The 20,801-nt window shown below is 69.7% G+C and carries 20 protein-coding genes and 1 tRNA gene; 12 read left to right on the top strand and 9 right to left on the bottom strand.

What is annotated here, in order from left to right:
* Positions 1–149: 149 nt before the first annotated feature.
* Complete coding sequence (locus tag AB0M73_RS15240; protein ID WP_363891218.1) at positions 150–1,253, top strand: 3-deoxy-7-phosphoheptulonate synthase; 1,104 nt, start codon at positions 150–152, stop codon at positions 1,251–1,253.
* Positions 1,254–1,665: 412 nt separating this feature from the next.
* Complete coding sequence (locus AB0M73_RS15235; RefSeq protein WP_363891217.1) at positions 1,666–2,010, top strand: cupin domain-containing protein; 345 nt, start codon at positions 1,666–1,668, stop codon at positions 2,008–2,010.
* On the opposite strand, the gene AB0M73_RS15230 is transcribed toward AB0M73_RS15235, so the two are convergent.
* A complete protein-coding gene (locus AB0M73_RS15230) occupies positions 1,982–3,307 on the bottom strand; it encodes a tetratricopeptide repeat protein (protein ID WP_363891216.1) in 1,326 nt (441 codons plus the stop codon). The two genes, AB0M73_RS15235 and AB0M73_RS15230, sit on opposite strands and share 29 nt — an antisense overlap.
* An 18-nt stretch (positions 3,308–3,325) precedes the next feature.
* On the opposite strand from AB0M73_RS15230, the gene AB0M73_RS15225 reads away from it, so the two are divergent.
* On the top strand, positions 3,326–3,856 hold the full coding sequence (locus AB0M73_RS15225) for a 2'-5' RNA ligase family protein (protein ID WP_363891215.1): 531 nt from the start codon (positions 3,326–3,328) through the stop codon (positions 3,854–3,856).
* 24 nt (positions 3,857–3,880) lie between these two features.
* Here AB0M73_RS15225 and AB0M73_RS15220 read toward each other — a convergent pair whose 3' ends face one another.
* Positions 3,881–4,837 carry a helix-turn-helix transcriptional regulator gene (locus tag AB0M73_RS15220; protein ID WP_363891214.1) on the bottom strand — a complete coding sequence of 319 codons (957 nt, stop codon included), beginning with the start codon at positions 4,835–4,837 and terminating at the stop codon, positions 3,881–3,883.
* 138 nt (positions 4,838–4,975) lie between these two features.
* Complete coding sequence (locus AB0M73_RS15215; protein ID WP_363891213.1) at positions 4,976–6,562, bottom strand: tetratricopeptide repeat protein; 1,587 nt, start codon at positions 6,560–6,562, stop codon at positions 4,976–4,978.
* Positions 6,563–7,072: 510 nt separating this feature from the next.
* Between AB0M73_RS15215 and AB0M73_RS15210 the strand changes: the two genes are divergently transcribed.
* From AB0M73_RS15210 to AB0M73_RS15190, 5 genes are all read left to right on the top strand, one after another.
* Positions 7,073–7,141 carry a hypothetical protein gene (locus tag AB0M73_RS15210; RefSeq protein WP_363891281.1) on the top strand — a complete coding sequence of 23 codons (69 nt, stop codon included), beginning with the start codon at positions 7,073–7,075 and terminating at the stop codon, positions 7,139–7,141.
* Between the two features lie 405 nt (positions 7,142–7,546).
* Positions 7,547–7,972 carry an SsgA family sporulation/cell division regulator gene (locus AB0M73_RS15205; protein WP_363891212.1) on the top strand — a complete coding sequence of 142 codons (426 nt, stop codon included), beginning with the start codon at positions 7,547–7,549 and terminating at the stop codon, positions 7,970–7,972.
* Positions 7,973–8,084: 112 nt separating this feature from the next.
* Positions 8,085–9,905 carry an MDR family MFS transporter gene (locus AB0M73_RS15200; protein ID WP_363891211.1) on the top strand — a complete coding sequence of 607 codons (1,821 nt, stop codon included), beginning with the start codon at positions 8,085–8,087 and terminating at the stop codon, positions 9,903–9,905.
* 481 nt (positions 9,906–10,386) lie between these two features.
* Complete coding sequence (locus AB0M73_RS15195; RefSeq protein ID WP_043718205.1) at positions 10,387–10,584, top strand: hypothetical protein; 198 nt, start codon at positions 10,387–10,389, stop codon at positions 10,582–10,584.
* On the top strand, positions 10,581–11,078 hold the full coding sequence (locus tag AB0M73_RS15190) for a GNAT family N-acetyltransferase (RefSeq protein ID WP_363891210.1): 498 nt from the start codon (positions 10,581–10,583) through the stop codon (positions 11,076–11,078). Before AB0M73_RS15195 ends, AB0M73_RS15190 begins: the two co-directional genes overlap by 4 nt.
* On the opposite strand, the gene AB0M73_RS15185 is transcribed toward AB0M73_RS15190, so the two are convergent.
* Positions 11,051–11,257, bottom strand: coding sequence for a hypothetical protein (locus tag AB0M73_RS15185; protein WP_363891209.1), 207 nt, complete (start codon positions 11,255–11,257; stop codon positions 11,051–11,053). The two genes, AB0M73_RS15190 and AB0M73_RS15185, sit on opposite strands and share 28 nt — an antisense overlap.
* 60 nt (positions 11,258–11,317) lie before the next feature.
* Here AB0M73_RS15185 and AB0M73_RS15180 point away from each other — a divergent pair, with 60 nt between their 5' ends.
* Positions 11,318–12,106, top strand: coding sequence for an SDR family NAD(P)-dependent oxidoreductase (locus tag AB0M73_RS15180; protein WP_363891208.1), 789 nt, complete (start codon positions 11,318–11,320; stop codon positions 12,104–12,106).
* A 26-nt stretch (positions 12,107–12,132) separates the two neighbouring features.
* On the top strand, positions 12,133–12,327 hold the full coding sequence (locus AB0M73_RS15175; RefSeq protein ID WP_363891207.1) for a hypothetical protein: 195 nt from the start codon (positions 12,133–12,135) through the stop codon (positions 12,325–12,327).
* Between the two features lie 646 nt (positions 12,328–12,973).
* Here AB0M73_RS15175 and AB0M73_RS15170 read toward each other — a convergent pair.
* On the bottom strand, positions 12,974–14,503 hold the full coding sequence (locus AB0M73_RS15170) for a helicase HerA-like domain-containing protein (RefSeq protein ID WP_363891206.1): 1,530 nt from the start codon (positions 14,501–14,503) through the stop codon (positions 12,974–12,976).
* Between the two features lie 109 nt (positions 14,504–14,612).
* On the opposite strand from AB0M73_RS15170, the gene orn reads away from it, so the two are divergent.
* Together orn and AB0M73_RS15160 are read left to right on the top strand one after the other, a co-directional pair.
* Entirely contained in the window at positions 14,613–15,224 is a 612-nt protein-coding gene (gene orn, locus AB0M73_RS15165; RefSeq protein WP_363891205.1) for an oligoribonuclease, read from the top strand.
* 71 nt (positions 15,225–15,295) lie between these two features.
* A tRNA-His gene (locus tag AB0M73_RS15160) sits at positions 15,296–15,368 on the top strand.
* 132 nt (positions 15,369–15,500) lie between these two features.
* Here the strand turns inward: AB0M73_RS15160 and AB0M73_RS15155 are convergent.
* The 4 genes from AB0M73_RS15155 to AB0M73_RS15140 form a co-directional block, all read right to left on the bottom strand.
* Positions 15,501–16,946, bottom strand: a complete 1,446-nt coding sequence (locus tag AB0M73_RS15155) for an ATP-binding protein (RefSeq protein WP_363891204.1) — start codon at positions 16,944–16,946, stop codon at positions 15,501–15,503.
* A gap of 89 nt (positions 16,947–17,035) precedes the next feature.
* Complete coding sequence (locus tag AB0M73_RS15150) at positions 17,036–18,367, bottom strand: phosphotransferase (protein ID WP_363891203.1); 1,332 nt, start codon at positions 18,365–18,367, stop codon at positions 17,036–17,038.
* Positions 18,368–18,381: 14 nt separating this feature from the next.
* Complete coding sequence (locus tag AB0M73_RS15145; RefSeq protein ID WP_363891202.1) at positions 18,382–19,578, bottom strand: IS701 family transposase; 1,197 nt, start codon at positions 19,576–19,578, stop codon at positions 18,382–18,384.
* A gap of 30 nt (positions 19,579–19,608) precedes the next feature.
* Entirely contained in the window at positions 19,609–20,604 is a 996-nt protein-coding gene (locus tag AB0M73_RS15140; protein WP_363891201.1) for a hypothetical protein, read from the bottom strand.
* Positions 20,605–20,801: the final 197 nt, after the last annotated feature.

The following is a 20,801-nucleotide window of genomic DNA, read 5'->3' as shown; positions in this document are numbered from 1 at the left end:
GCCCTGGGTGGGCCCGGCGGCGACCACGTGCGCTGACCACGAAGCACCCAGAGCCGGCAAGGCAGAGGCGATTCGCCTCTGCCTTTTGTTTTGCCCCAGACACAGGGCAGGCCGGCGGGACCTCCGGCGGCCTGCTGGAGAGGAACCCGATGTCCACGCACAACCAGCGCATCGTCAGCTCGCGGCCGATGGTCTCGCCCGCGCTGCTGCGCGACGAGGCCCCGCTCACCGACGCCGCCGAGGCCGTCGTCGTGCAGAGCCGCACCGCCGTCACCAACGTGCTCAACGGCATCGACGACCGGCTACTTGTCGTCGTCGGACCGTGCTCCGTGCACGATCCCGTGGCCGGCCTCGACTACGCGCGGAGGCTGGCCGCACTGACCGCCGAGCTGTCCGACGAGCTGTGCGTCGTGATGCGGGTGTACTTCGAGAAGCCGCGCACCACGCTCGGATGGAAGGGCCTGATCAACGACCCGCGGATGGACGGCTCCTTCGACGTCAACCACGGGCTGCGCGTAGCCCGGAAGCTGCTGCTCGACATCCTCGACCTGGGGCTGCCGGTCGGCTGCGAGTTCCTTGACCCGATCACTCCGCAGTACATCGCCGACACCGTGACCTGGGGATCCATCGGCGCCCGCACCGCGCAGAGCCAGGTGCACCGGCAGCTGTGCAGCGGTCTGTCCATGCCGATCGGGATCAAGAACTCCACCGAGGGCGACGTCCAGGCCGCCGTCGACGCCGTCAAGGCCGCCGCCTCCAGCCACGTGTTCCCCGGCATCACGGACGACGGCCTGGCGGCGATCTTCTCGACTGCCGGCAACCCCGACTGCCACGTCATCCTGCGTGGCAGCAGCGCGGGTCCGAACTACGACCGCGCCAGCGTCGAGCACACCGTCGGCCGCCTGACGAAGTCCGGCCTGCCTTCGCGGGTGATCATCGACGCCAGCCACGGCAACAGCGGCAAGGACCACCTGCGCCAGCCCCTGGTCTCCGGGGACATCGCCGACCGGATCGCCGGCGGCGAGACCGAGGTGGTCGGCATCATGCTGGAGAGCTTCCTCGAGGCCGGGCGACAGGAACTGGTGTTGGGCCACGCCGAGGAACTGGCCTACGGACAGAGCGTCACCGACGCCTGCATGGGCTGGGACGTGTCGGAGTCCGTGCTCCGCTCCCTCGCCGACGCCGTCAGTCGGCGCCGGGCTTCGCGGTCGGCCGCGACCATGTCGTCAGCTTCCTCGGTTGTGACGGCCTAGCGCTTCGCCGCCGAACATCTCAACTCCGGCGATCGAGCGCTTCACCGTCGCAGTGCTCGATCACGCCGGTCGACGGGTCCGCCGCCGGAATGCTCGTCTTCGGCGACGGGGGCGGCCGGTCGTCTCATCGCTGATGTTCGACGACCTCGTGGTTGTCGAGAGTGAACCGTCCTCTGACGGCGGGTTCGTCAGCGAATGTTGATGTGTTGACGAGTGTTGTCAACAGTGGATGGGCTAATCAACACTTGACCACAGTGGACACGAGTTGACCTAGTTGACGAGTCTTGAGGGGGCGGCGGTCGAGCCGGCGATGTCGAGTTCGCGGCCGGCCTCAAAGCTGATGGAACCTCAGCTGACGGGCGGCAGCGTGATCTCGCCAGACCGGTGAGGGCGATCGATTTCGGAGCTCGGGATGAAGGACGAACTGGAGTTCTTCGACGTCGAGGCCGTGCCGTGGCGGCCGGACCCGAATGCGCCGGGGGTCAGCGAGCGGGTCCTCAGCCGGGAGGCCGACGGCGAGGTGGGCACGCGGATCGCGAGATGGGCGCCGGGTACGGAGACGTCGGGCGTGATCCGGCACGACTACTTCGAGGAAGTTCTACTGCTCGAAGGATCCCTCCACGACATCACGCTGAACCGGACGTTTCGTGCCGGCCACTTCGCCTCGCGCCGGCCGGGGATGCCGCACGGTCCCTATCGAACCGTGGACGGCTGCACGATGTTGGAGATCAGGAGCCGTCCAGCTGACGCAGCTTGAGCTGGTTGTACGGAGAGTCGGGTCGCACGCTGATCCGCTCCCCGACCAGCGTCCGGGCCTGTGCGGTGCGGCCCGCACGAATGGCGGCCTCGACCAGCGTGCGCTGCATGACGTCGCGCTGAGCATGGCTGCCGCCGAACTCGTGGACATGCCGGCGGATGGGCCAGAGCAGGTCGACCGCCTCGGCGTAGCGGCCGCGACCGAATGCGAGTAACGCTTCACATATGGGCAGGCCGACGCGCGCGGTCGTGGCGACGTTGGTCGCGGGCCCGGCTTCGGCGACGTAGCGGCGGCGGTCGGCTACGAGGTCGGCGGCCAGGTTGTCCTCGCCGGCTCCGACGTAGGACATGACGGCGTGCATGTCGTTGAATGCGTTGAACGGGACCGCCATGCGCGGCGGCCACGTCGCGGCGAGTTTGGCCCAACGGTCGCCGACCGCCTCGCCGAGCAGGTGCAGCCGCCACATCAGGCTCGCGGCGTTGACGGCTTCGGTGATGGTCGACTCCTCGGTCGGCGCGAGCCGCTCGTCGTACAGGTCGAGTGCCTCGCGGTAGCGGCCGGCTTCCAGCAGGAACAGGCAGTAGTGCCACCAGATGTGCACGCGAAGCAGGTTGCCCTGATCCCAGTCGGGACGGCGGCGGTCGAGCATGGCGATGCCGTCGTTGTAGGTGGCTCGCATCTCGTGGGTGTGACCGACGGCGTGCACGCTCCAGACGTCGGCGGCGTCGAGCTCCATCGACCGCAGGCCCGTCTGTTCCGCCAGCTCCCAGTGGCCGCATTCCTCCAGGCCGAAGGCGTACATGCCGAGCAGGTTGGCGTAGTGCGGATCCGCCGTGCTCCAGGCGGGCAACGCGCCGCCGATGCGATCACGGAGCGACGTGGCGTTGCCGGTGAGGAAGTCGATCTGGTGGCCGACGGCCAGAGCCAGGGCGTCGCGGGGCTGTTCGGCCGCCAGGTCGGCGAGCAGTGCGCCGGCGGCGTGCAGGTCTCCGTCGAGAAGCCGGGCCGCGGCTTCGACGTGGAGGCGTTCGCCGTCGGTGAGGTCGCCGACGCGCTGCCGGAACTCGGCGAACTTCGCCGCGATCGGCGGCACGTACTGCGGGTCGGTGCTCAGCACGGCCAGGTACACCCGCATGGCGTTGGCCGTGGGCTGCAACGGGTCCTCGGTGACCACACGCTCAGATCGTTCGCCGACGTCGAGGCGGAAGTGCAGCAGCGAGTCGACGGCTCCGTCCAGCTGCTCGACCGCGGCCGCAGTTGCCGCGTGCACCGAAATTCCGTGCTGATCCTGGCGCATTCCTCCGACAATACGGCCATGACCTTGCCGTTCGGCGTCACCGGCGTGATCATCCCCGTGCTGGCGGCGGAGCCGCTCCTGGATCGACCGGGCGTCCCGCCACGCGCCGTCGAGGCCCATGTGACCGTGCTGTTCCCGTGGGTGCCGATGGACCGGTTGACCGATGAGGACGAGCGAGCCCTGGCCGCGATGTTCGCCGACACACCGCCGATCGACGTCCGGCTGGCTGAGTTCCGCCACTTCCCGACGGTCCTGTATCTGCGGCCCGAACCGGAGGAACCGTTCCGCGACCTCACCCGCCGAGTGGCCGCGCGCTGGCCGGACCACCCGCCCTACGGCGGCGAATTCGGCGACGACATCCAGCCCCACCTCACTGTCACGATGGACGTCTCCGACGAAATCCAGAACTTCGTCGAAAACGAGCTTTCCGTCGAACTTCCCCTCCGCGACCGTCTGACCGAGGCGTGGCTGGTCCACTCCGACGGCGAACGGTGGCTGCGTCGGGCGACGTTCCCGTTCGGCACGGCACTGCGGCCGGAGAGCGACTGATCGCTGACTGCTCGGGGTGAGGCTTCAGAGCAGGCCGAGTTGGGCGGCGCGGACGCCGGCTTGGAAACGGCTGCGGGCGTCGAGGCTGAGCATGGCGGCGGCCATGTCGTTGCGGACCGTTCGGACGCTGACGCCGACCTGTCGGGCGATGGCGTCGTCGGTGAGGCCGTCGGCGAGCAGGCGGAGGACCTTGTGATGACGGGGCGTCTCGTCGGGCAGGTGAGGGCGGCGAGGACCGGGGCCGCTGTTGGCCCAGAGCTGGTCGGCGAGCACGCAGAGCGGTGTGACAGACGAGGTGGCCCGGTTGACGACGGCACGGTCGCCGGTGATGACCATGGCGACCGAACGGTCGACGAGCAGCATTGTGGTCGGCAGGATCGGGACGATCCGGGGTGCGGCGCCCCGGGTGCGCAACCAGGTGGCGTGGGCGGCGACGGCCGGCGTGCGGATCAGCTCGCTGCGCCAGACCAGCCGGAGTTGAGCACCGCGACGGAGCACGGCCTCGGCGACCGGGGTGGCGAACTCGAACGAGCCGGTTCGGTGCTGCCCGCTGAGGATCACGACTTCCCGGCGGGCGTTGGCGACGAGGTGTTCGGCGAACGAGTTCATCTCGTCCAGGCCATGGAGGTGATCGGGTCCGGGCGGCTCGTGACGGGCGATGAGCTGGGCGATGGACAAGGCCTGCGGTCGCGAGTCGCCGGCGCTGAGACCCCACACCCGACTCGCCGCCAGCGCGGGCAGTGCGAGGGCCGGGTCGACGGCACGGACAGCGCCGCTCTCTTCTGCGGAGGCGACCATCAGCCCATCAGCTCGCAGCCGGTCGATCGAGGCGGCTACGCGGCCGGCGGGTTGCGGGTGGCCGTCGGCATGGGGGTAACCGAGTTCGACGTGACGGTTCAGATCGGCGAGGCGCCAGCGGACGCGGGTGAGTGCCGTCAGGTAGACGGTCTCGGCGACGGAGTCGAGCCCCAAGCCGCTCACGAGCACACCTCCGGCGCGGATGACCACTGCTGAGTCACACCGAATGCTGCCGGTCGCGGCTGACGTGCCGCTTGTCCGACGCTTGTCCGGCGCGGACCGGGCGGTGGCGAACGGGTCATCACCTCGAGGTCGCTGCGCCTAGGCCTCGCTGACCAGGGACACGGCGCCGGCGCAGACGGCGCAGACCAGGGCGAAGATGAGCGGCTCCATGGTGCCGGCGTTGGCTCGGTCGAGCATGGCCCAGAGCAGCACGAGGGCGTTGGACAACGCGAGCAGCACGCAGGCGAGCCCAACAACCGGCCGGCGCAGCGGCAGGGTCAAGACCGCGAACCGGTAGCCGGACGGAACCCGGAACAGCTCGACGAAGGCCAGGACCACGACGACGCACGGGATGGCGAAGCCGAGCCAGGCGAGCACCGGGGTGGGCTTCGGCAGGCCGGCGACCATCAGGAACATGCCGGCGATCACCACGGCGATGGACAGCTGACGGACGGCACGCCAAGCCAGCTTCTCCGCCAACGGCGACCGACCGGCTCCCGACGACCCACCGACACCGTGGGAGCGGCCGGTCCCGGCGAATCGATCTCGACTTGGAGACCGATCGGCTGCCGGACGATCGACTCCCGGGGATCGGTCGCCGCGAGAGTGGTCGACGGACAGGCTGCCGTCGACTGCGGACCGACGGCTGGGCGAAGTTCGTCCGCCGTCTGACGTGCGGTCGTCACCGGAAGGTCGACCGAATGCCGAAGTTCGACGAAAAGCAGAAGTTCGGCCGCGAGCGAGCCGGCCATCGGAGAGGCGGTCGCCCGACGCGGACGGGCCGTCGACGTCGTTGGCCGCAGGACGGGCTCCAGCAAGACGGCTGCCGAAGAGGCGGTTGATCGCAGACCGATAGCCGGCGGGGTGGTCGACGGCCTGATGGCCGAAGGTGCGCTGGTCGGCAGCCCGATGATCGGCGGTCTGGTGGCCGAGGACGCGGTGGTCGACGGCAGAGCGGTGGGTGGTGCGGCGAGGTTGCCACTCGTCGGATGAAACCGAGGAGTTCGTCCACGGACGTGCCGAGCGGCTGGCGAAGGGAAGCCCACCGGAAACCGAGGGTGGGTCGACATCGCGAAGTGCGGCGAACTTCTCGTCTTCGACGAACTTCTGATTGTCGACGAACTTCTCGTTTTCGGCGAAGTTCTGCAGTCCGCCGGAGCCAGAGGTGGCCTGACGGAGACGGGCCAGTTCGGCGCGAACGCGAGGATCGCCCGGTTTGCGACGCATGGCGGTGCGGTAGGCGCGCTCGGCGGTGGCGAGATCGCCGGTGCGGCGGGCGGCGTCGCCGAGTACGAGATACGGCCGGACATGATCGGGCTGGTAGCGGACGGCCTGGGCGGCGGCGTCGACAGCGTCGGGCCAACTGCCGGCGGCGCCGAAGGCCTCGGCGAGGGCGATGCGGCACCGCCAGTCGGAGGGCGCCGAGCGCACAGCCTGACGAGCGGCGGAGACGGCCTCCTCATGGCGGCCAAGACGACTCAAGGCCTTGCTGGCGAGACGGTGGGCCCACGCCCTGTCCCCACCGAGCGGTATCGCGCGGCGCACGGCGGCCAGGGCGGCGGTGGCGTCGCCGCGGTCAAGCAGTGCGGCGGCGAGTCGGCACCAGACCTCGGCGTTGTCGGGATGGGAGCTGGCGATACCGCGCAGCAGGGCAACGGCTTTGCGTCGCCGGCCGGAGGCACTCAACTTGGCTGCTCGATCGAGTACGTCTCCGAGCGGTTCGACCATCGCTTGTGTCCTCCCACCAGCCGGACCAGGCAACTCGGGCAAGTCTGGCAGTGGCCGGCACGGAACAAGGGGACCGTCCTATACCGGCGTGTCGCGGAAGTGAACACCGCTGGACGGCCCAATTAGTTGAGGTCATCTCACGAGGCTGGGCCACGTGACTGCGCGACATCGACGCCCGGCGACGTTCGGGTACGGAACAGGCTTTGACCAGGTCAGCGAGGATGCGAAAGGGCGGAGCTACATAGGGAGACCGGGCAGCCGGGCCACCGCGTGAAGGTCCGCGGCGAGCGGGGCGACATGAACTGGCTGCCTCACGAGCCACACAGCGGATGGGCGCGGCGATGGACGCCGCCGGCGTCCGAGGGCAACTGGCGCTGACGATGCCGTGGAGAATCGTCAGCAGACGCCGCCGGGCCGGACAATCGGCTCGGACTCGACGAAACGACCACGGCTTGCGCCCTGGACCGGATGGAGCAGCAGGAACGGATCGTCCGGAGACCTGATCCGAGCGACCGTCGCGTGCGTATCCCGAGCTGACAGAGAAGGGTCGCCAGGTCCAGGCGGCGGTCCGGCTCGAACTGGAACTGGTCGAACGGGCCGTGCTCATAGTGTTGAGCACGGAGGAAGAGCGGCGCTGCGGCGCGTGCTGCTGCGGTTGGCGGTGCCCGACGAGGGCGGCGGCGGCCCGGACGGCCCGCGGGTGTAGCGATCATCACGTCTGAAAGTGGTCACAACAGGGGCAAGACCGTTCCCCTTTTCAGGTCATATCCCCACACTTTCGTACGGTGAATGACGAAACCGCTGGACCGCCACCCGGATGAGTGACAGATTGAGCGGGCAACTCCGCCTGGGGGCGACATTGAGTGAACGTGGACAAGTTCTCCAGAGGACTCCGCCACTGTTGACTCAGGACGAGTGTCGGGAAGCCGAGGGGTGAACACGATGCGTAACGACCACATGACGCTCCGCTCGATGGCGGTGCTGGACCTGTTGGTGCCCGATGCACCGTCGGTCCCCGTCGAGGTCGAACTCCGCTACGACACCCGCGACCCGTACGCAGTGACAGCGGCGTTCCGCTCCGGCCCGTCCGGCTGGGTGGAGTGGTGCTTCGCCCGCGACCTGCTCGCCGACGGCCTGATCGCGGAGGCCGGCTCCGGCGACGTCCGCATCCGCCCGGCGGTCGACGACATCGAGCTCGTGGTGCTGGTCGTCAGCTCGCCCGCCGGTCTGGCCATGTTCGAGGCGTCCGCGCAGGAGCTGGCCGACTTCCTCGACCGCACCTACGACCTCGTGCTGCCCGGCACCGAGGGCAGCTGGGTCAGCGTCGACGACGCGCTCACCACCCTGATGCCCTACGACCTGAGCTGAGGCTCGGCCCACCCCGCAGCGCGGATCACCCTCGGCGAAGGAACAACCCCCGAGCCACCCCTGTTGGAATGTTTCGTTGTCGCATGCAAACATTTCGTGAGGGAGTCGAGCGGTGGGGTTACGCCAGCTGAGCCCGAAGGTTGTCGTCAGCGTCGTCTTCGTCGCGGCGCTCTTCCTCAACATCCTCGACACGACCATCGTCAACGTCGCGCTGCCGACGATCGCCGCCCAGTTCCACGTGACCGCCGCCGACGCGGGCGCGGTTGTCGTCGGCTACCTGCTCAGCCTCGCCCTGGTGATCCCGGCGTCGGGCTGGCTGGGCGACCGGTTCGGCACCAAGCGCGTCTTCCTGATCGCGCTGGCCGTCTTCACGCTGGCGTCGGCGCTGTGTGGCGTGGCCCAGTCGCTCCCCGAACTGGTCGCGTTCCGGCTGCTCCAGGGCCTCGGCGGCGGCATGCTCGCGCCGATCGGCCTGGCCATGCTGTACCGGGAGTTCCCGCTGGCCGAGCGCATGCGGGTGAACCGCGTGCTGATTGTGCCGACGGCGGTCGCGCCGGCGATGGGACCCGTGTTGGGTGGCCTGCTCGTGGACACGCTGTCGTGGCGCTGGGTGTTCTACGTCAACCTGCCGGTCGGCGTGCTGGCCTTCCTGTTTGGGCTGTTCCTGCTGCGTGAGCACCGCGAGCCGGGCGCCGGACGGTTCGACGTCGCCGGTTTTGTGCTGTCCGGCGTCGGCTTCGCGCTGCTGATGTACGCACTCACGGAGGGCGCCACGCTGGGCTGGGGCTCGCCGCAGATTCTGATCACGGGCGTGCTCGGTGCCGCGCTGCTGGCCGCGACCGTGATTGTCGAACTGCGGGTGCCGGAACCGATGTTGGACCTGCGACTGTTCGGCGACCGACTGTTCCGGAGCATCAATATCGTCCAGCTGATGTCGACGGCCGGTTTTCTCGGCACGCTGTTCGTGTTCCCGCTGCTCTATCAGTCCGGACTCGGCGTCTCGGCGTGGCAGACCGGGCTGACGACGTTCCCGGAGGCCGTCGGCGTACTTGTCGGCACGCAGATCGCCAGTCGGGTGTACTCGACGCTGGGCCCCCGGCTGCACATCGTGCTGGGTGTGGTGAACGCGGCGGTCGGGATGATGCTGATGACGCTGGTCGGGGCGGCCACGCCGCAGTGGGTGGTCATGTTGATCATGTTCTATCTGGGGCTGGGCATGTCCAACAACTTCAACCCGGCGCAGACCGCCGCGTTCGCACAGGTGCCGCCAGCGAAGACGGGCCGGGCGTCCACGCTGTACAACTCCGGCCGGCAGGCTGGGTCGGCGATCGGCGTGGCGGTGCTGGGCAGCGTGCTTGCCGCGTTCAGTAGCGGCAGGGCTTCGGGTGGGACAGGCCACCTGCTCGGCTATCACGTGGCGTTCGCGGTGGCGGCCGGGCTGATGATCGCATCCGGGGTGGCCGCACTGCTGATCAAGGACGGCGACGCGGCGGCGACCATGACCCGACCGGAGCGGGTGGCGGCCGTCGAAGCGGCGGACGTTGCCGCGGCGGCGACGGGCGGCGCGACGGCGAACTTCGACGACATCAAGAAGTTCGGCGGTGCGGAGAAGCTCGGCGAAGTGGAGAAGTTCGACAACGCGGACAAGTCCGGCGAACCGGAGAAGATCCACGACATGCAGAAGTTCGTCGGACTCGAGAAGTTCGACGACGGGCAGATGTTCGACGACGGAGAGAAGTTCGACGACGGGCAGATGTTCGACGACGGAGAGAAGTTCGGCGGCGCGGGCAAGTCGGACGACATCCAGAAGTTCGACGACATGGACAAGTTCGACGACGTGGAGAAGTCGGGCGAAGTTGTGGGGGCCGGCGAAGTGGTGGGAGCGGGCGACGTCGTGAGGCCTGCGGCGTCGCAGAAGTCGCCGATGCGGTGAGGGTCGGCAACAGCGTGGAAGTCGACGACGTCCTGAAGGCCGGAGTGCGGTGAAGGCCGGCGGCGTGATGGAAGCGGAAGCCTGCGACACGGAAGTCGGACGACGTTGTGAAGGTCGACGACATCGTGGAAGTCGGAGCGGCGATGGGGGCGGCCCGGTTGGCTCGGGTTGATGTGGATCAGGTCCGGCGGGCGTGACGACGGGTGGGCGAGAGTAGGCGGGATCACCCGAACGGGCGGGCGACGCTTCGGCCCTTCTGCCTAAAAGCGGTGGTCATGGGGGCGGGCGAGGGTGCCTGATCACCCTCCCAGGTGACAATCGACGGCTCGGACGTGCGAGGCTAAGCGGCAGCACGGCGTGATCAACCACGGGGAAAGACGCGATCTGGCCGCGAAACCCGCGTCACGTCGTCGGCCGGGGTGCGTCACACCGCTGCGAGCGCCGCGATGTTCATGCACCGAAGGGCTGGGAGGCGGAAGACGTGGTTGACCGCAAGGAATGGTTGGTGACCTGCCGGGATGTGGCGGGCCGACGCCGCGATCTCACGGTGTTCGTCAGCCAGGGCCATGTGGTGCTGGTCGCGCCGCCGGGAGAGACCGCCGTGCTGGCGCCGCTGGAGGTCGGACGACTGCGGGCGGCACTGAGGGATGCGGTGGTGACGGCCTCGGAGCCGGCATGAGACTCCGTCAAGGCACGGACGCCGACCTGGAGACGGTCGGCGCCCTGTTTGACGACGCCGTGCGCTGGCTGGCGGAGCAGGGCCGCACCGGACAGTGGGGCACGGAGCCGTTCTCGACCGACTCGAAGCTGATGGAGACCATGCGGCGGCAGTTGGCCGGCGAGGCGTGGATCGCCGAGGTGGACGGCCGCGCGGCGGGCTTCATGGCGCTCGGGGAGCCGCAGGAGCACATCCCGCCGACCGACATGCCGGAGCTGTACGTGTCGAGCCTGGTCGGCGCACGGTTTCCAGAAGCGCGCGGGGCGGGGCGGATGCTGCTGAAACACGCGGAAGCCCGCGCGATCGAGGAAGGCGTGGGGCGGGTCCGCGTGGACTGCTACGCCGGCGACGACCGAGCATTGGTCGCCTTCTACGTCTCAGCGGGATTCACACCGACGGCCACCTTCACAGTCGACTCGTGGCCGGGTCAGGTGTTGGAACTCCGCTTGCGCTGACGGATCAGCGCCCACGACACGAAGCCGAGCCACACGAGGCCGGCGCAGCCGATCGCGATCCAGCCGGCGCGCAGCACCGCGTCGTCCACGAGCGTGGCGCTGAAGATCGCGCACGCGATCGCCAACGCGCCGAAGCCCAAGTGGAACGGCCTGGCCCGGAACTCTCCCCACCTCGCCATGGTCAGCCATGCTGCCACGACCACTTCCTACTCATGAGTAGGTAGTGGCATCATCGCCGCATGACCCGATCGTCGCCGCTGGCCGGCAAGCGCATCCTCATCACCGGCGCGTCCTCCGGCATCGGCCGGGCCACGGCGTTCGCGATCGCCGGACTCGGCGCGATCCCGCTACTGGTCGCCCGTCGGGCCGACGAACTCGCGCAGGTCCGCGACGGAATCGCGGGCCGCGGCGGCGAAGCGTATGCTTACACATGTAACCTTACGGATGCCGACTCCGTCGAGGCGATGCTCAGGCAGGTGCTGACCGAGCAGACTCGGGTGGACATGCTGGTCAACAACGCCGGCCGGTCGATCCGGCGATCGCTGAACAGCTCGCGCGACCGTCATCACGACTTCGAGCGGACGATGGCGATCAACTACTTCGCGCCGGTCCGTCTGGTGCTCGGGCTGCTTCCGCACTTCCGGGAGCACGGCGGCGGGCACGTGGTCAACATCTCGTCCATGGGCGTGCAGACGCGCACGCCGAGGTTCGCCGCGTACCTGGCCTCCAAGGCGGCATTGGACGAGTTCAGCCAGGTCGCGGCGGCCGAGACTCTGCGTGACCGGATCACGTTCACCACCGTGCACATGCCGCTCGTGCGCACGCCGATGATCGGCCCGAGCCGGGTCTACGACCGGATGCCGGCCGCCACCCCGGAGCGGGCCGCCCGGCTGGTGGTGCGTGCGCTGGTCAAGCGGCCCAAGTCCGTGGATCTGCCGTTCGGCCTGCTCGCCGCCGCCGGTTACGCGGTCGCGCCGAAGCTGGTCGAGCGGGTGCTCAACCTCGCCTACCGCACGCGGTCGGTCTGACTCAGGCCGCGCGCCACGATTCGCCGGTGCGGTTCACGTTCGGCGGCAGCCACGCGCTGCCGCCGCTGACCAACGGCTCCACCCGTCCGGCGTGCCAGTCGCGCTGGCATTGGTCGGAGCAGAAGAAGTCCGACGGAGAACTAGGCCTCTCCGTACCGCAGACGACACAGGGACCGGTCATCCCACCCACCTCCCGGGTCGACGTCCACCATGGACGCTAAATCGGCAAGGGGACGAACGTGTTTCGGGATTATGTCGACTAGACACCCGAAAAGGCCCACGATTTCACGCGCTCGGCCTATGGGACGCGGGGAAGCGGTGCTGGTGGTGGGCGCTGGGCCGAGGCGGGAGGGGAACACCGGCGGGTGAACCGGGAACGCCGACAGCCAGGTCGGCGGGCGAACCGGAGCGTCGGTGGGCGAACCGAGAACTCCAGCAGACGGGCCTGTGGTGCCGGCGACGTACCTGGAGCTCTCGAGCGGGTCGATCGGGAAGCCAGGCAGACGGAATCCCAGCGCGTCGACGGCGAACACAGGCGGTCGGACCCCCGCACGCCAGCAAGCAGACCGGCAACACCGGCGAGTGGGCCGGGAGCACGGCGGGCAGGCCGGTAACACCAGCGGGCGAACGGCAACACCGGCGAGTGGGCCCGGAGCACGGCGGACAGGCCGGTAACACCAGCGGGCGGACGGGAACAGCACCGGCGGGCCGAGACCCCAGTGAGCAGAAGGGAAAGACCGACGGGTGCACTGAGGCCCCCAACAAGGTCGGCGAGGAACAGCGCGGAACGTCGGCGGGCGGATACGTCAGGTGGGTGAGGAAGCGAAGGGAGCCACTCACGTACCGAGGGGCCCCGGCGCGCAGGAGTCAGCGGCGGCGGGAGGTTCCGAAGATTCCTCGGGTGATCTCGCGGCCCAGGGCGGAGCCGGCGGAGCGGAGGAAGGACTTCACGGCCGGGTTGCCGAGGACCTGGCCGATGAGGCCGGGGTCGGCGGAGTCCTTGCGGGGCGCGGGGTCTGAAGGGTCTGGAGGACCGGCGGGGTCGGAGGAGGACGGCGGGGCGACCTTGGCCAAGAGCATCTCGTACGCGGACTCGCGGTCGACGGCCTGGCCGTACTTGGCGTACAGGGGTGACGAGGCGGCGGCCTGCTTGACGGCGTCGGCGCCGATGGAGGCCATGAGGGAACGGGGCGGCCGAAGGCGGGTCCAAGCGACGGGGGTGGGGGCGCCCTGCTCCGAAAGCACGGTGACGACGGCCTCGCCGATGCCAAGGGTGGTGAGGGCCTTGCCGAGGTCGTAGTGGGGAGTGGTGGGGTAGGTCTTGACGGTCTGGGCCAAGGCCTTCTGGTCGTCGGGGGTGAAGGCGCGAAGGGCATGCTGGACCCGGGCCCCGAGCTGGGAGAGCACGGCATTGGGCACGTCGGTGGGGAGCTGGGTGCAGAAGAAGACCCCGACACCCTTGGAGCGGATGAGCTTGACGGTCTGGACGATCTGCTCCAGGAAGGCCTTGGAGGCGTCGGCGAACAGCAGGTGCGCCTCGTCGAAGAAGAAGATCAGCTTGGGCTTGTCCAGGTCGCCTTCCTCGGGCAGCTGGTGGAACAGCTGGGCCAGCAGCCACATCAGGAACGTGGAGAAGAGGGCGGGGTTGCCCTGGAGCTCGGCGAGCTCCAGGAGGGTGACGACGCCGCGGCCGCCGTCGACGCGCATGAGGTCGGCGGGGTCGAGTTCGGGCTCGCCGAAGAAGGTGTCGCCGCCGTTGGCCTCAAGGTTGAGCAGGGCCCGGAGGATCACACCGGCGGTGGCGGGAGAGACGCCGCCGAGGCCCTTGAGGTCCTCCTTGCCCTCGTCGCCGGTCAGGTGCTGGATGACGGAGCGAAGGTCCTTGGTGTCCAACAGGGGCAGGCCACGGGAGTCGGCCCAGTGGAAGATGAGCCCGAGGGTGGACTCCTGGGTGTCGTTGAGGCCCAACACCTTGGACAGCAAGGTGGGCCCGAAGCTGGTGATGGTCGCCCGCACGGGAACGGAGCCGCCGCCGTCGCCGAGGGACAGGAACTGCACGGGGAAGCCGGCGGCGGCCCAGTCGTCGCCGGTCTCGGCGGCCCGCTTGGCGACCTTGTCGCCGCCGGTGCCGGGCTGGGACAGGCCGGAGAGGTCGCCCTTGACGTCGGCCATGACGACGGGCACGCCGGCGGCGGAGAGCTGCTCGGCCATGAGCTGGAGGGTCTTGGTCTTGCCGGTGCCGGTGGCGCCGGCGATGAGGCCGTGGCGGTTCAGGGTGGCCAGCGGCAGGCGGACCCGGACCGAGGCGTTGACGACGCCGTCGACGACGGCAGACCCGAGCTCCAGCGCACCGCCCTCGGTGGCGTAACCGGCGGCGATCTCCTCGAACGCGTCCACGCGGACCTCCCGGAACCGATACCCCGAACGGCACCGACGACACTAGGCCGAACAGTCCGAAACCGCGCGTTCAGGCGAACACGCACCGTGGCGGGATAGGCTCCTGCGGGTGACTGATCGTCTGGTGTGGATCGACTGCGAGATGACCGGGCTCGACCTGGGCAAAGACGCCCTGATTGAGATCGCGGCCCTGGTCACCGACGCGGAGCTGAACGTGCTCGGAGACGGTGTCGACGTGGTGATCCACGCCGGCGACGAAGCGCTGGACGCGATGCCCGACGTGGTGCGTGACATGCACGCCCACAGCGGGCTGACCGACGAGGTGCGCCGGTCGACGACCACGCTCGAAGAGGCCGAGCAACTGGTGCTGGACTACATCCGGCAATGGGCGCCCGACCCTCGCACCACACCGCTGGCCGGCAACAGCATCGCCACCGACCGAGGCTTCATCGCCCGTGACATGCCGGCGCTGGACAGCCACCTGCACTACCGCATGGTCGACGTCTCCAGCATCAAGGAGCTGTGCCGGCGCTGGTACCCGCGCATCTACTACGCGCAGCCGGCCAAGGGCCTGGCCCACCGCGCGCTGGCCGACATCCACGAGTCGATCCGCGAGCTGGCCTACTACCGGGCGACGGCGTTCGTGCCGCAGCCGGGTCCGACCAGCGAACAAGCGCAGGCCGCGGCGGCCGAGGTGCTCAGGGCGGCCGGACAGGGGTAACCCGTTTTTGAGCTGAAGACGGCATGCGCTAGGCTTACCGCGGTCAAGGTCGGAAACGACAGTGATCCATGGTGGGTGTAGCTCAGTCGGTAGAGCACTGGGTTGTGATCCCAGGTGTCGCGGGTTCGAATCCCGTCACTCACCCGCGTGAAATGGCCCGGCGATGCTATCGCCGGGCCATTTCCCTTGGTACGCCTTGTGGGGGCACGGCCCCCACACCCCCACGCCGGGGCTGCGCCCCGGACCCCCTCGTGTGAGTTGCGTCGCTCGATTCACTCAGGACCGCACTGGCAGACGGACGCAGAAGCGGGTGTCGCCGGGGACCGATGAGACCGAGATGGCGCCGCCGTGGCGGCGGGTGACGATCTCGTGCGAGAGGTAGAGGCCGAGACCGGTGCCGCGGCCGACGTCCTTGGTGGTGAAGAAGGGCTGGAACAGCCGGGGCAGGGCATCGGGGGGCACGCCGCAGCCGGTGTCGCGGAACTCGACCAGCAGGTCGTCGCCAACGCCGTCGGCGGTGATGGTCAGGGTGCCGCCGCCGGGCATGGCGTCCACGGCGTTGTCGACGAGGTTGGTCCACACCTGGTTGAGCTCGCTGGGACGCCCGCAGATCTTGGGCAGCCCGTCACGGAAGTCCCGCACCACCCGGACCCCGGTCAGCTTGGCCACGAGCATGGTCAGGGTGGCCTCGATGCCCTCCACCACGTCGACCTCGTCCCGTTCGGGGGCGCGGTCCATGTCGCTGTACGCCTTGGTGGACGCCACAAGCACGGAGATGCGGGAGGCGGCGCCGATCACTTCCGCGACGGTGGCGTGCCCGCGCAGGGAACCGGCGACGACCTCGATCGCCGGACCGACGACGTCATCCCGGAGCTGCCCGGCGAGGGCGTTGAGATCGGGGACTCGCAGCCCGCAGTCGACGAGATCGTCGGCGAGACAGGTGGAGTCGATGCCGCGGTCCTCAAGCCAGTCGGTGACCTCGTCCATGGCATCCATGGCATCGAGCGGATCCACGGCACGAACGGGGGCCCGCGAGCGGATCCCGTCGATGGTGGCGTTGACGGCGGCCAACTCCCCCGGGTCGGCGCGACGGCCCAGGCACGAACAGTCCTTGAGCAGCTGGGGCAACAGGTTCGCCAGCTCTGACGCGGAGCGGGTGACGGCGGCGGCCGGGTTGTTCAGCTCATGGGCGAGCCCGGCGGCCAGGGTGCCGAGGGCCTCCAGGGTGGCCCGCCGCCGGACGGCGACCTCGGAGGCGTGGATGCGCCAGGCCAGCACGGGCAGCAGCACGGTGCAGACCTGTGGGCAGCGCACGAGCATCTCGAAGAACTGGGGCTTCAGGTAGCGCAGCACCCGCGTGGGGCCGACGGCGGTGGCGGTGGCCATGTAGTCGGCGTCGGCCAGCAGCGGCAGCTCGCCGGTGAACTCATGCGCGGCACGGGGTTTGCCGTCGTGGTCGGTCTCGGCGCGGCCGACATCGTGCCCGGCAACGGAATGGCGCACGTGCCGGGTCAGGAGCTGGTCCCGGCCACCGGCGTCCCGCGCGCTGAAGGCCAGTTCCCCGTCCACCAGAACGAAAAACGCGTCGGCCGGCTGCCCATCGTGGAAGAGCACCTCGCCGTCGGCCAGCGAGAGTTCGGCGCCGGCCTCGGCGATCCACGCCAGCTGGGAGCTGTCCAGGGCCGCGAAAAGGGCTATGCCCCGCAAGGTGTCGACGTTCATGCGAGATCCCTCCGGGCAAGGGCAAAGGGCAAGGACAAAGGCTGTGCTGACGCCCCGGAAAGGGGGCGGGGCGTCAGCACAGGGGGCGGTCACCCGCCCAGGATGGCGGAGACGGCGCGGAGCGGGATGTCGGCCCAGGCAGGGCGATTCCTCGTCTCGTACGCGACCTCGTACACCGCCTTGTCCAGTTCGTAAGCGGTCAGCACCGAGCGGGCGCGGGCCAGGTCGACGCCGGACTCCAGGCTGTAGCCGGCGATGAAGGCCGACCGCACCTGGGAGAGCCACCGCTCGGACTGGCACCGTGACCACGCGTCGCCGACCTGGCCGGCGGCGTAGTCGAAGGAGCGCAGCATGCCGGCGACGTCGCGCAGTGGCGAGTGCGGGGCGGAGCGGTCCTCGGCGGCGGGCTCGCCTTCGAAGTCTGTCAGGAGCCAGCCGTCGCCGGCCCACAACACCTGCCCGAGATGGAGATCCCCGTGCACGCGCTGGGTCAGCACCTTTTCGCCGGCCGCGGCGGGAGCCCGGTAGACGGCCCGGATGCGGTCGGCGTGCCGGCCCAGCGCGGGGGCCGCCGCCAGAGCCCGATCCAAGCGGGCGCACAAGACATCGGCCAGGGTCTCGCCGTCCATTGTGGACACACCGAGCCGATCGGCCAGCGCCACGTGCACATCGGCCACCGCAACCCCGAGCAGTTCGACGTCGGCCACAAACGCCGAGCCGTCGTCGACACCGGACACCAGGTTGTGCAAGGCGTCGGTGGCCAGCAGCCAACCGTCCCGAGAGCCGGCGGCGAACTCGTGCAGCACGCCCAAGGTCACGGGCGCGCCGCGCAGGGTGCCCTCGATCGAGCCGAGCAGCCGCGGCACCCGCACGCCGCTCAGGGCCCGGTGCAGCTCCAGCTCCGGGTTGACGCCGGAAGCCAGATGCCGGAACAGCTTGAGAATGGCCCGATCCCCGAACACGACCGAGGTGTTGGACTGCTCGACCGCGAGCGGCCGACCGGGAATCGGGTCGCAGCCGGTGATCCACGAGCCGGGCTCCGGGCAGAAGCCGATGCTGCCGGAGGTCTCGGCGGCGCCGATCATCGCCAGCAGCGAGCCCATCAGCCCGGAGTCCACGGTGGCGTCGTAGACCACGCCGTCGGCGGCCGTCATGACCGCCGCCGACCCGATGTCCGACGGCAGCACGGTCCGCTGCCCCAGCGGCACATGGTAGAGCTCGGTGTCACCGTCCGAATAGGACACCTCGACGACAACGAGCGCGCCGGCCGCGGCGCAGTCGGTGGTCAGCTCGGCGGCGGAGAGGATCTCGACCCGGTGCGGGTCCCGTCTCCCGCCGGCGAACCAGCGCCGGCGGGGCAGCCACGAGACCAGGGCGTGTTCCAGCGGGCTCATCCGGCCCGACTCAGGATCCCAGTGCACGAGACCTCCAGACCTCAGGCGTACGGCCGCAGGGTGGCCAACTCGTCGGCGTACTCCTCGTCGACGGCGGCCAGCGTGGAAAAGGCGTGCGCCGCGGAGGCGAGCGTCACGTGGTGGTGCCAGCCGCGGAAGCTGCGGCCCTCGAAGTGGCGCAGGCCGAAGCCGTCGTTGAGGCGGGCCATGTCCTCGCCGGTGCGCCGCCGCAGCCGGGTCAGGGCGACCAGCTCGGGCAGCCGCGCGTTGTGCATGTTGGTCAGCCACACCGAGGTCGGCGCGATGCTGCCGGGCAGCCATTCGGCGGCGATCCGGCGCATCCGCCGGTACGCGGCGTGCGGGGCCATCTGGACCACGTTCTCCGCGTTGGGAATGACGCCGAGGATCCACCGGGAGGAGCCGACGCGCTGGGTGGCCGGGTCGCGCCAGCTCATCGTCAGCTGGCCGCGGCGGGCGGCCAGCATGGCCAGCTCGCCCGCGGTGAACCGGCGGCCGTTGACCGGCGGCACCGCGGTGTCGGCGGGAATCCGCACCAGATAACGGAGTCCACGCTGCTCAAGGCCGTCGATCAGCTCGCCGATGTCGGCGTGGCTGCTGGCGTCGACCACGATCGGCGCGGGGGCGAGGCCCCACTGCGTGACCATCTCGTCGATGGCGTCCAGCGCGCACGACCACATAGGACGGTGCCGTTCCTCCTCCGGCACATGGGTTCGCGAGCGGCGGACTTCGTCGTCCGACCAGTTGCGCGGCAGCAGCAGCCGCCAGTTGACCGGGCAGCTCGCGGACTCGTTGGCCATGAACACCGCGACGCCCAGCTGGCAGTTGATGGTGCGCCGCGCGGCCGGCACGTACTGCTTGGCCACACCGACCGAGCTGTCCCCGTTCTTGGGGAAGACGGCCTCCTCCAACACCCACGCCCGGGCCGGCGCGGTCGCGGCGAACTGGGTGGCCAGGCTGCGGCGCACCGGTTCCCACTGCCACGGGCTCTGGTTGACGAACTGCTGCAGGCACTGGTCGGCCCGCCAGCCCAGGACGTGGTCGGAAATGCGGCGGATGGACTTGCGGCCGGGAACCTCGATGAGGCCACGCACATAGACCTCGGCCCACCGGCGCTGATCGGACCGGGGCAGCGAGGCGAACAGCCCCTGGCAGAACCAGGACAGCCCGCCACCGGCCCGGCCGGCTTCCGGATTCGTCGTCTTCGTGATCGTGTGCATTTCTCCCCCACCGTGACGAATGGCGAACTCTCACTGGATCGAGCGCGGTGCGACGGCCTCCCCCATGGCGCCGCTATCCGTTTCCGGCCCCCATGCCCCCTTCAGATATCTGAGGTGCAGGCAGATCGCGTCGGCGTGCGGCGCGTACCGGGTGCGGCTGTCCTGAAATGCCAGCCACGACTTCTCGCTGTCCCGCTCCATCGGCAGGCCGGCGGCCGCCGCGTAGCGCACGGAGTCGGAGAAGGCCCGCTCCTCGCGCCCGTGCATACTCACGGTCGGCACCTCGAGCTGAATGTTCAGCTGCCAGGCCAACCTCTGGATGCAGTCGCTGCCGGCGGCGAGCAGGACGCGCACGCTCGGCGGGGCCCATGTCGGCGCGACCGCCTCGGTCAGCGCGGCCGCGTCGAGCACGATGACGGCCGCCTCCACCCAGCACATCTGGCCGGCCGGACGCTGGTACAGCAGCGCCGGATAGCCGGCGTGGCTGGACCGGACGTCGGCCATCCAGTCGGCCCAGTGCTCGAAGGCCGTGCCGAGGTCGGACCGCGAGCCGCCGCGCAACCGGTCGGCCAGCACCACTTCGGCGTCCAGCGGGCTGGTGGCCCTGGCCTGCAGCCGAGTGGTGATGGCCTCCCGGCGCTGGTAGCTCTCGATCAGCTTGCTCAGGTAGACCGAGAACAGCAGGGCCTGCAGCCCCGCCAACGCCCAGCCGGCGATGTGCACGGCCTGCCCCACCCCAGCGGGCAGGCCGTAGGCGACCAGCCAGCTCGCCCCGGCCGTGGCGCCGAGCCAGATGGCGAGCAGCGCCGTCAGGCTCAGCGGCGCGCTCAGGTCGAGCGCGCGTTCGCGGCGCCGCTGCGGCAGCGCCGAGGTGCTGGCCAGGAGCAGCCGGTAGGTGAGACGCGCGGTCAACCGGGCCGCCAACGAGGACCGGTTCCGCGGGTTGACGACGGTGCGCAGCACGCTCAGCACCGCGGCGCCGCCCAGTGCGATCCCGGTCAGCACGGCGATCAGGTCGACCACCACTTCAAGCCCCTCCCCCTACCTCGACGTTGCTCAAGCATCGATCGGGACGCGGCGGGGCGGCAGAGTCAGCTTGTGGTGGCACTGCGAATACCAGTACCGATCCCCGATCACACGGTCACGGGTCCGAAACACCTGATCAGGTGACGGATGGGCGCGATCACAGGCGGTCGGCCGGTCCTATTGGCCCGTTTCTGGGC

This window comes from Kutzneria sp. NPDC051319 (genome assembly GCF_040682195.1).
Lineage (GTDB): Bacteria > Actinomycetota > Actinomycetes > Mycobacteriales > Pseudonocardiaceae > Kutzneria.
The sequence above is the reverse complement of the archived record's forward strand: the minus strand, read 5'-3'. Positions and strand labels throughout refer to the sequence as shown.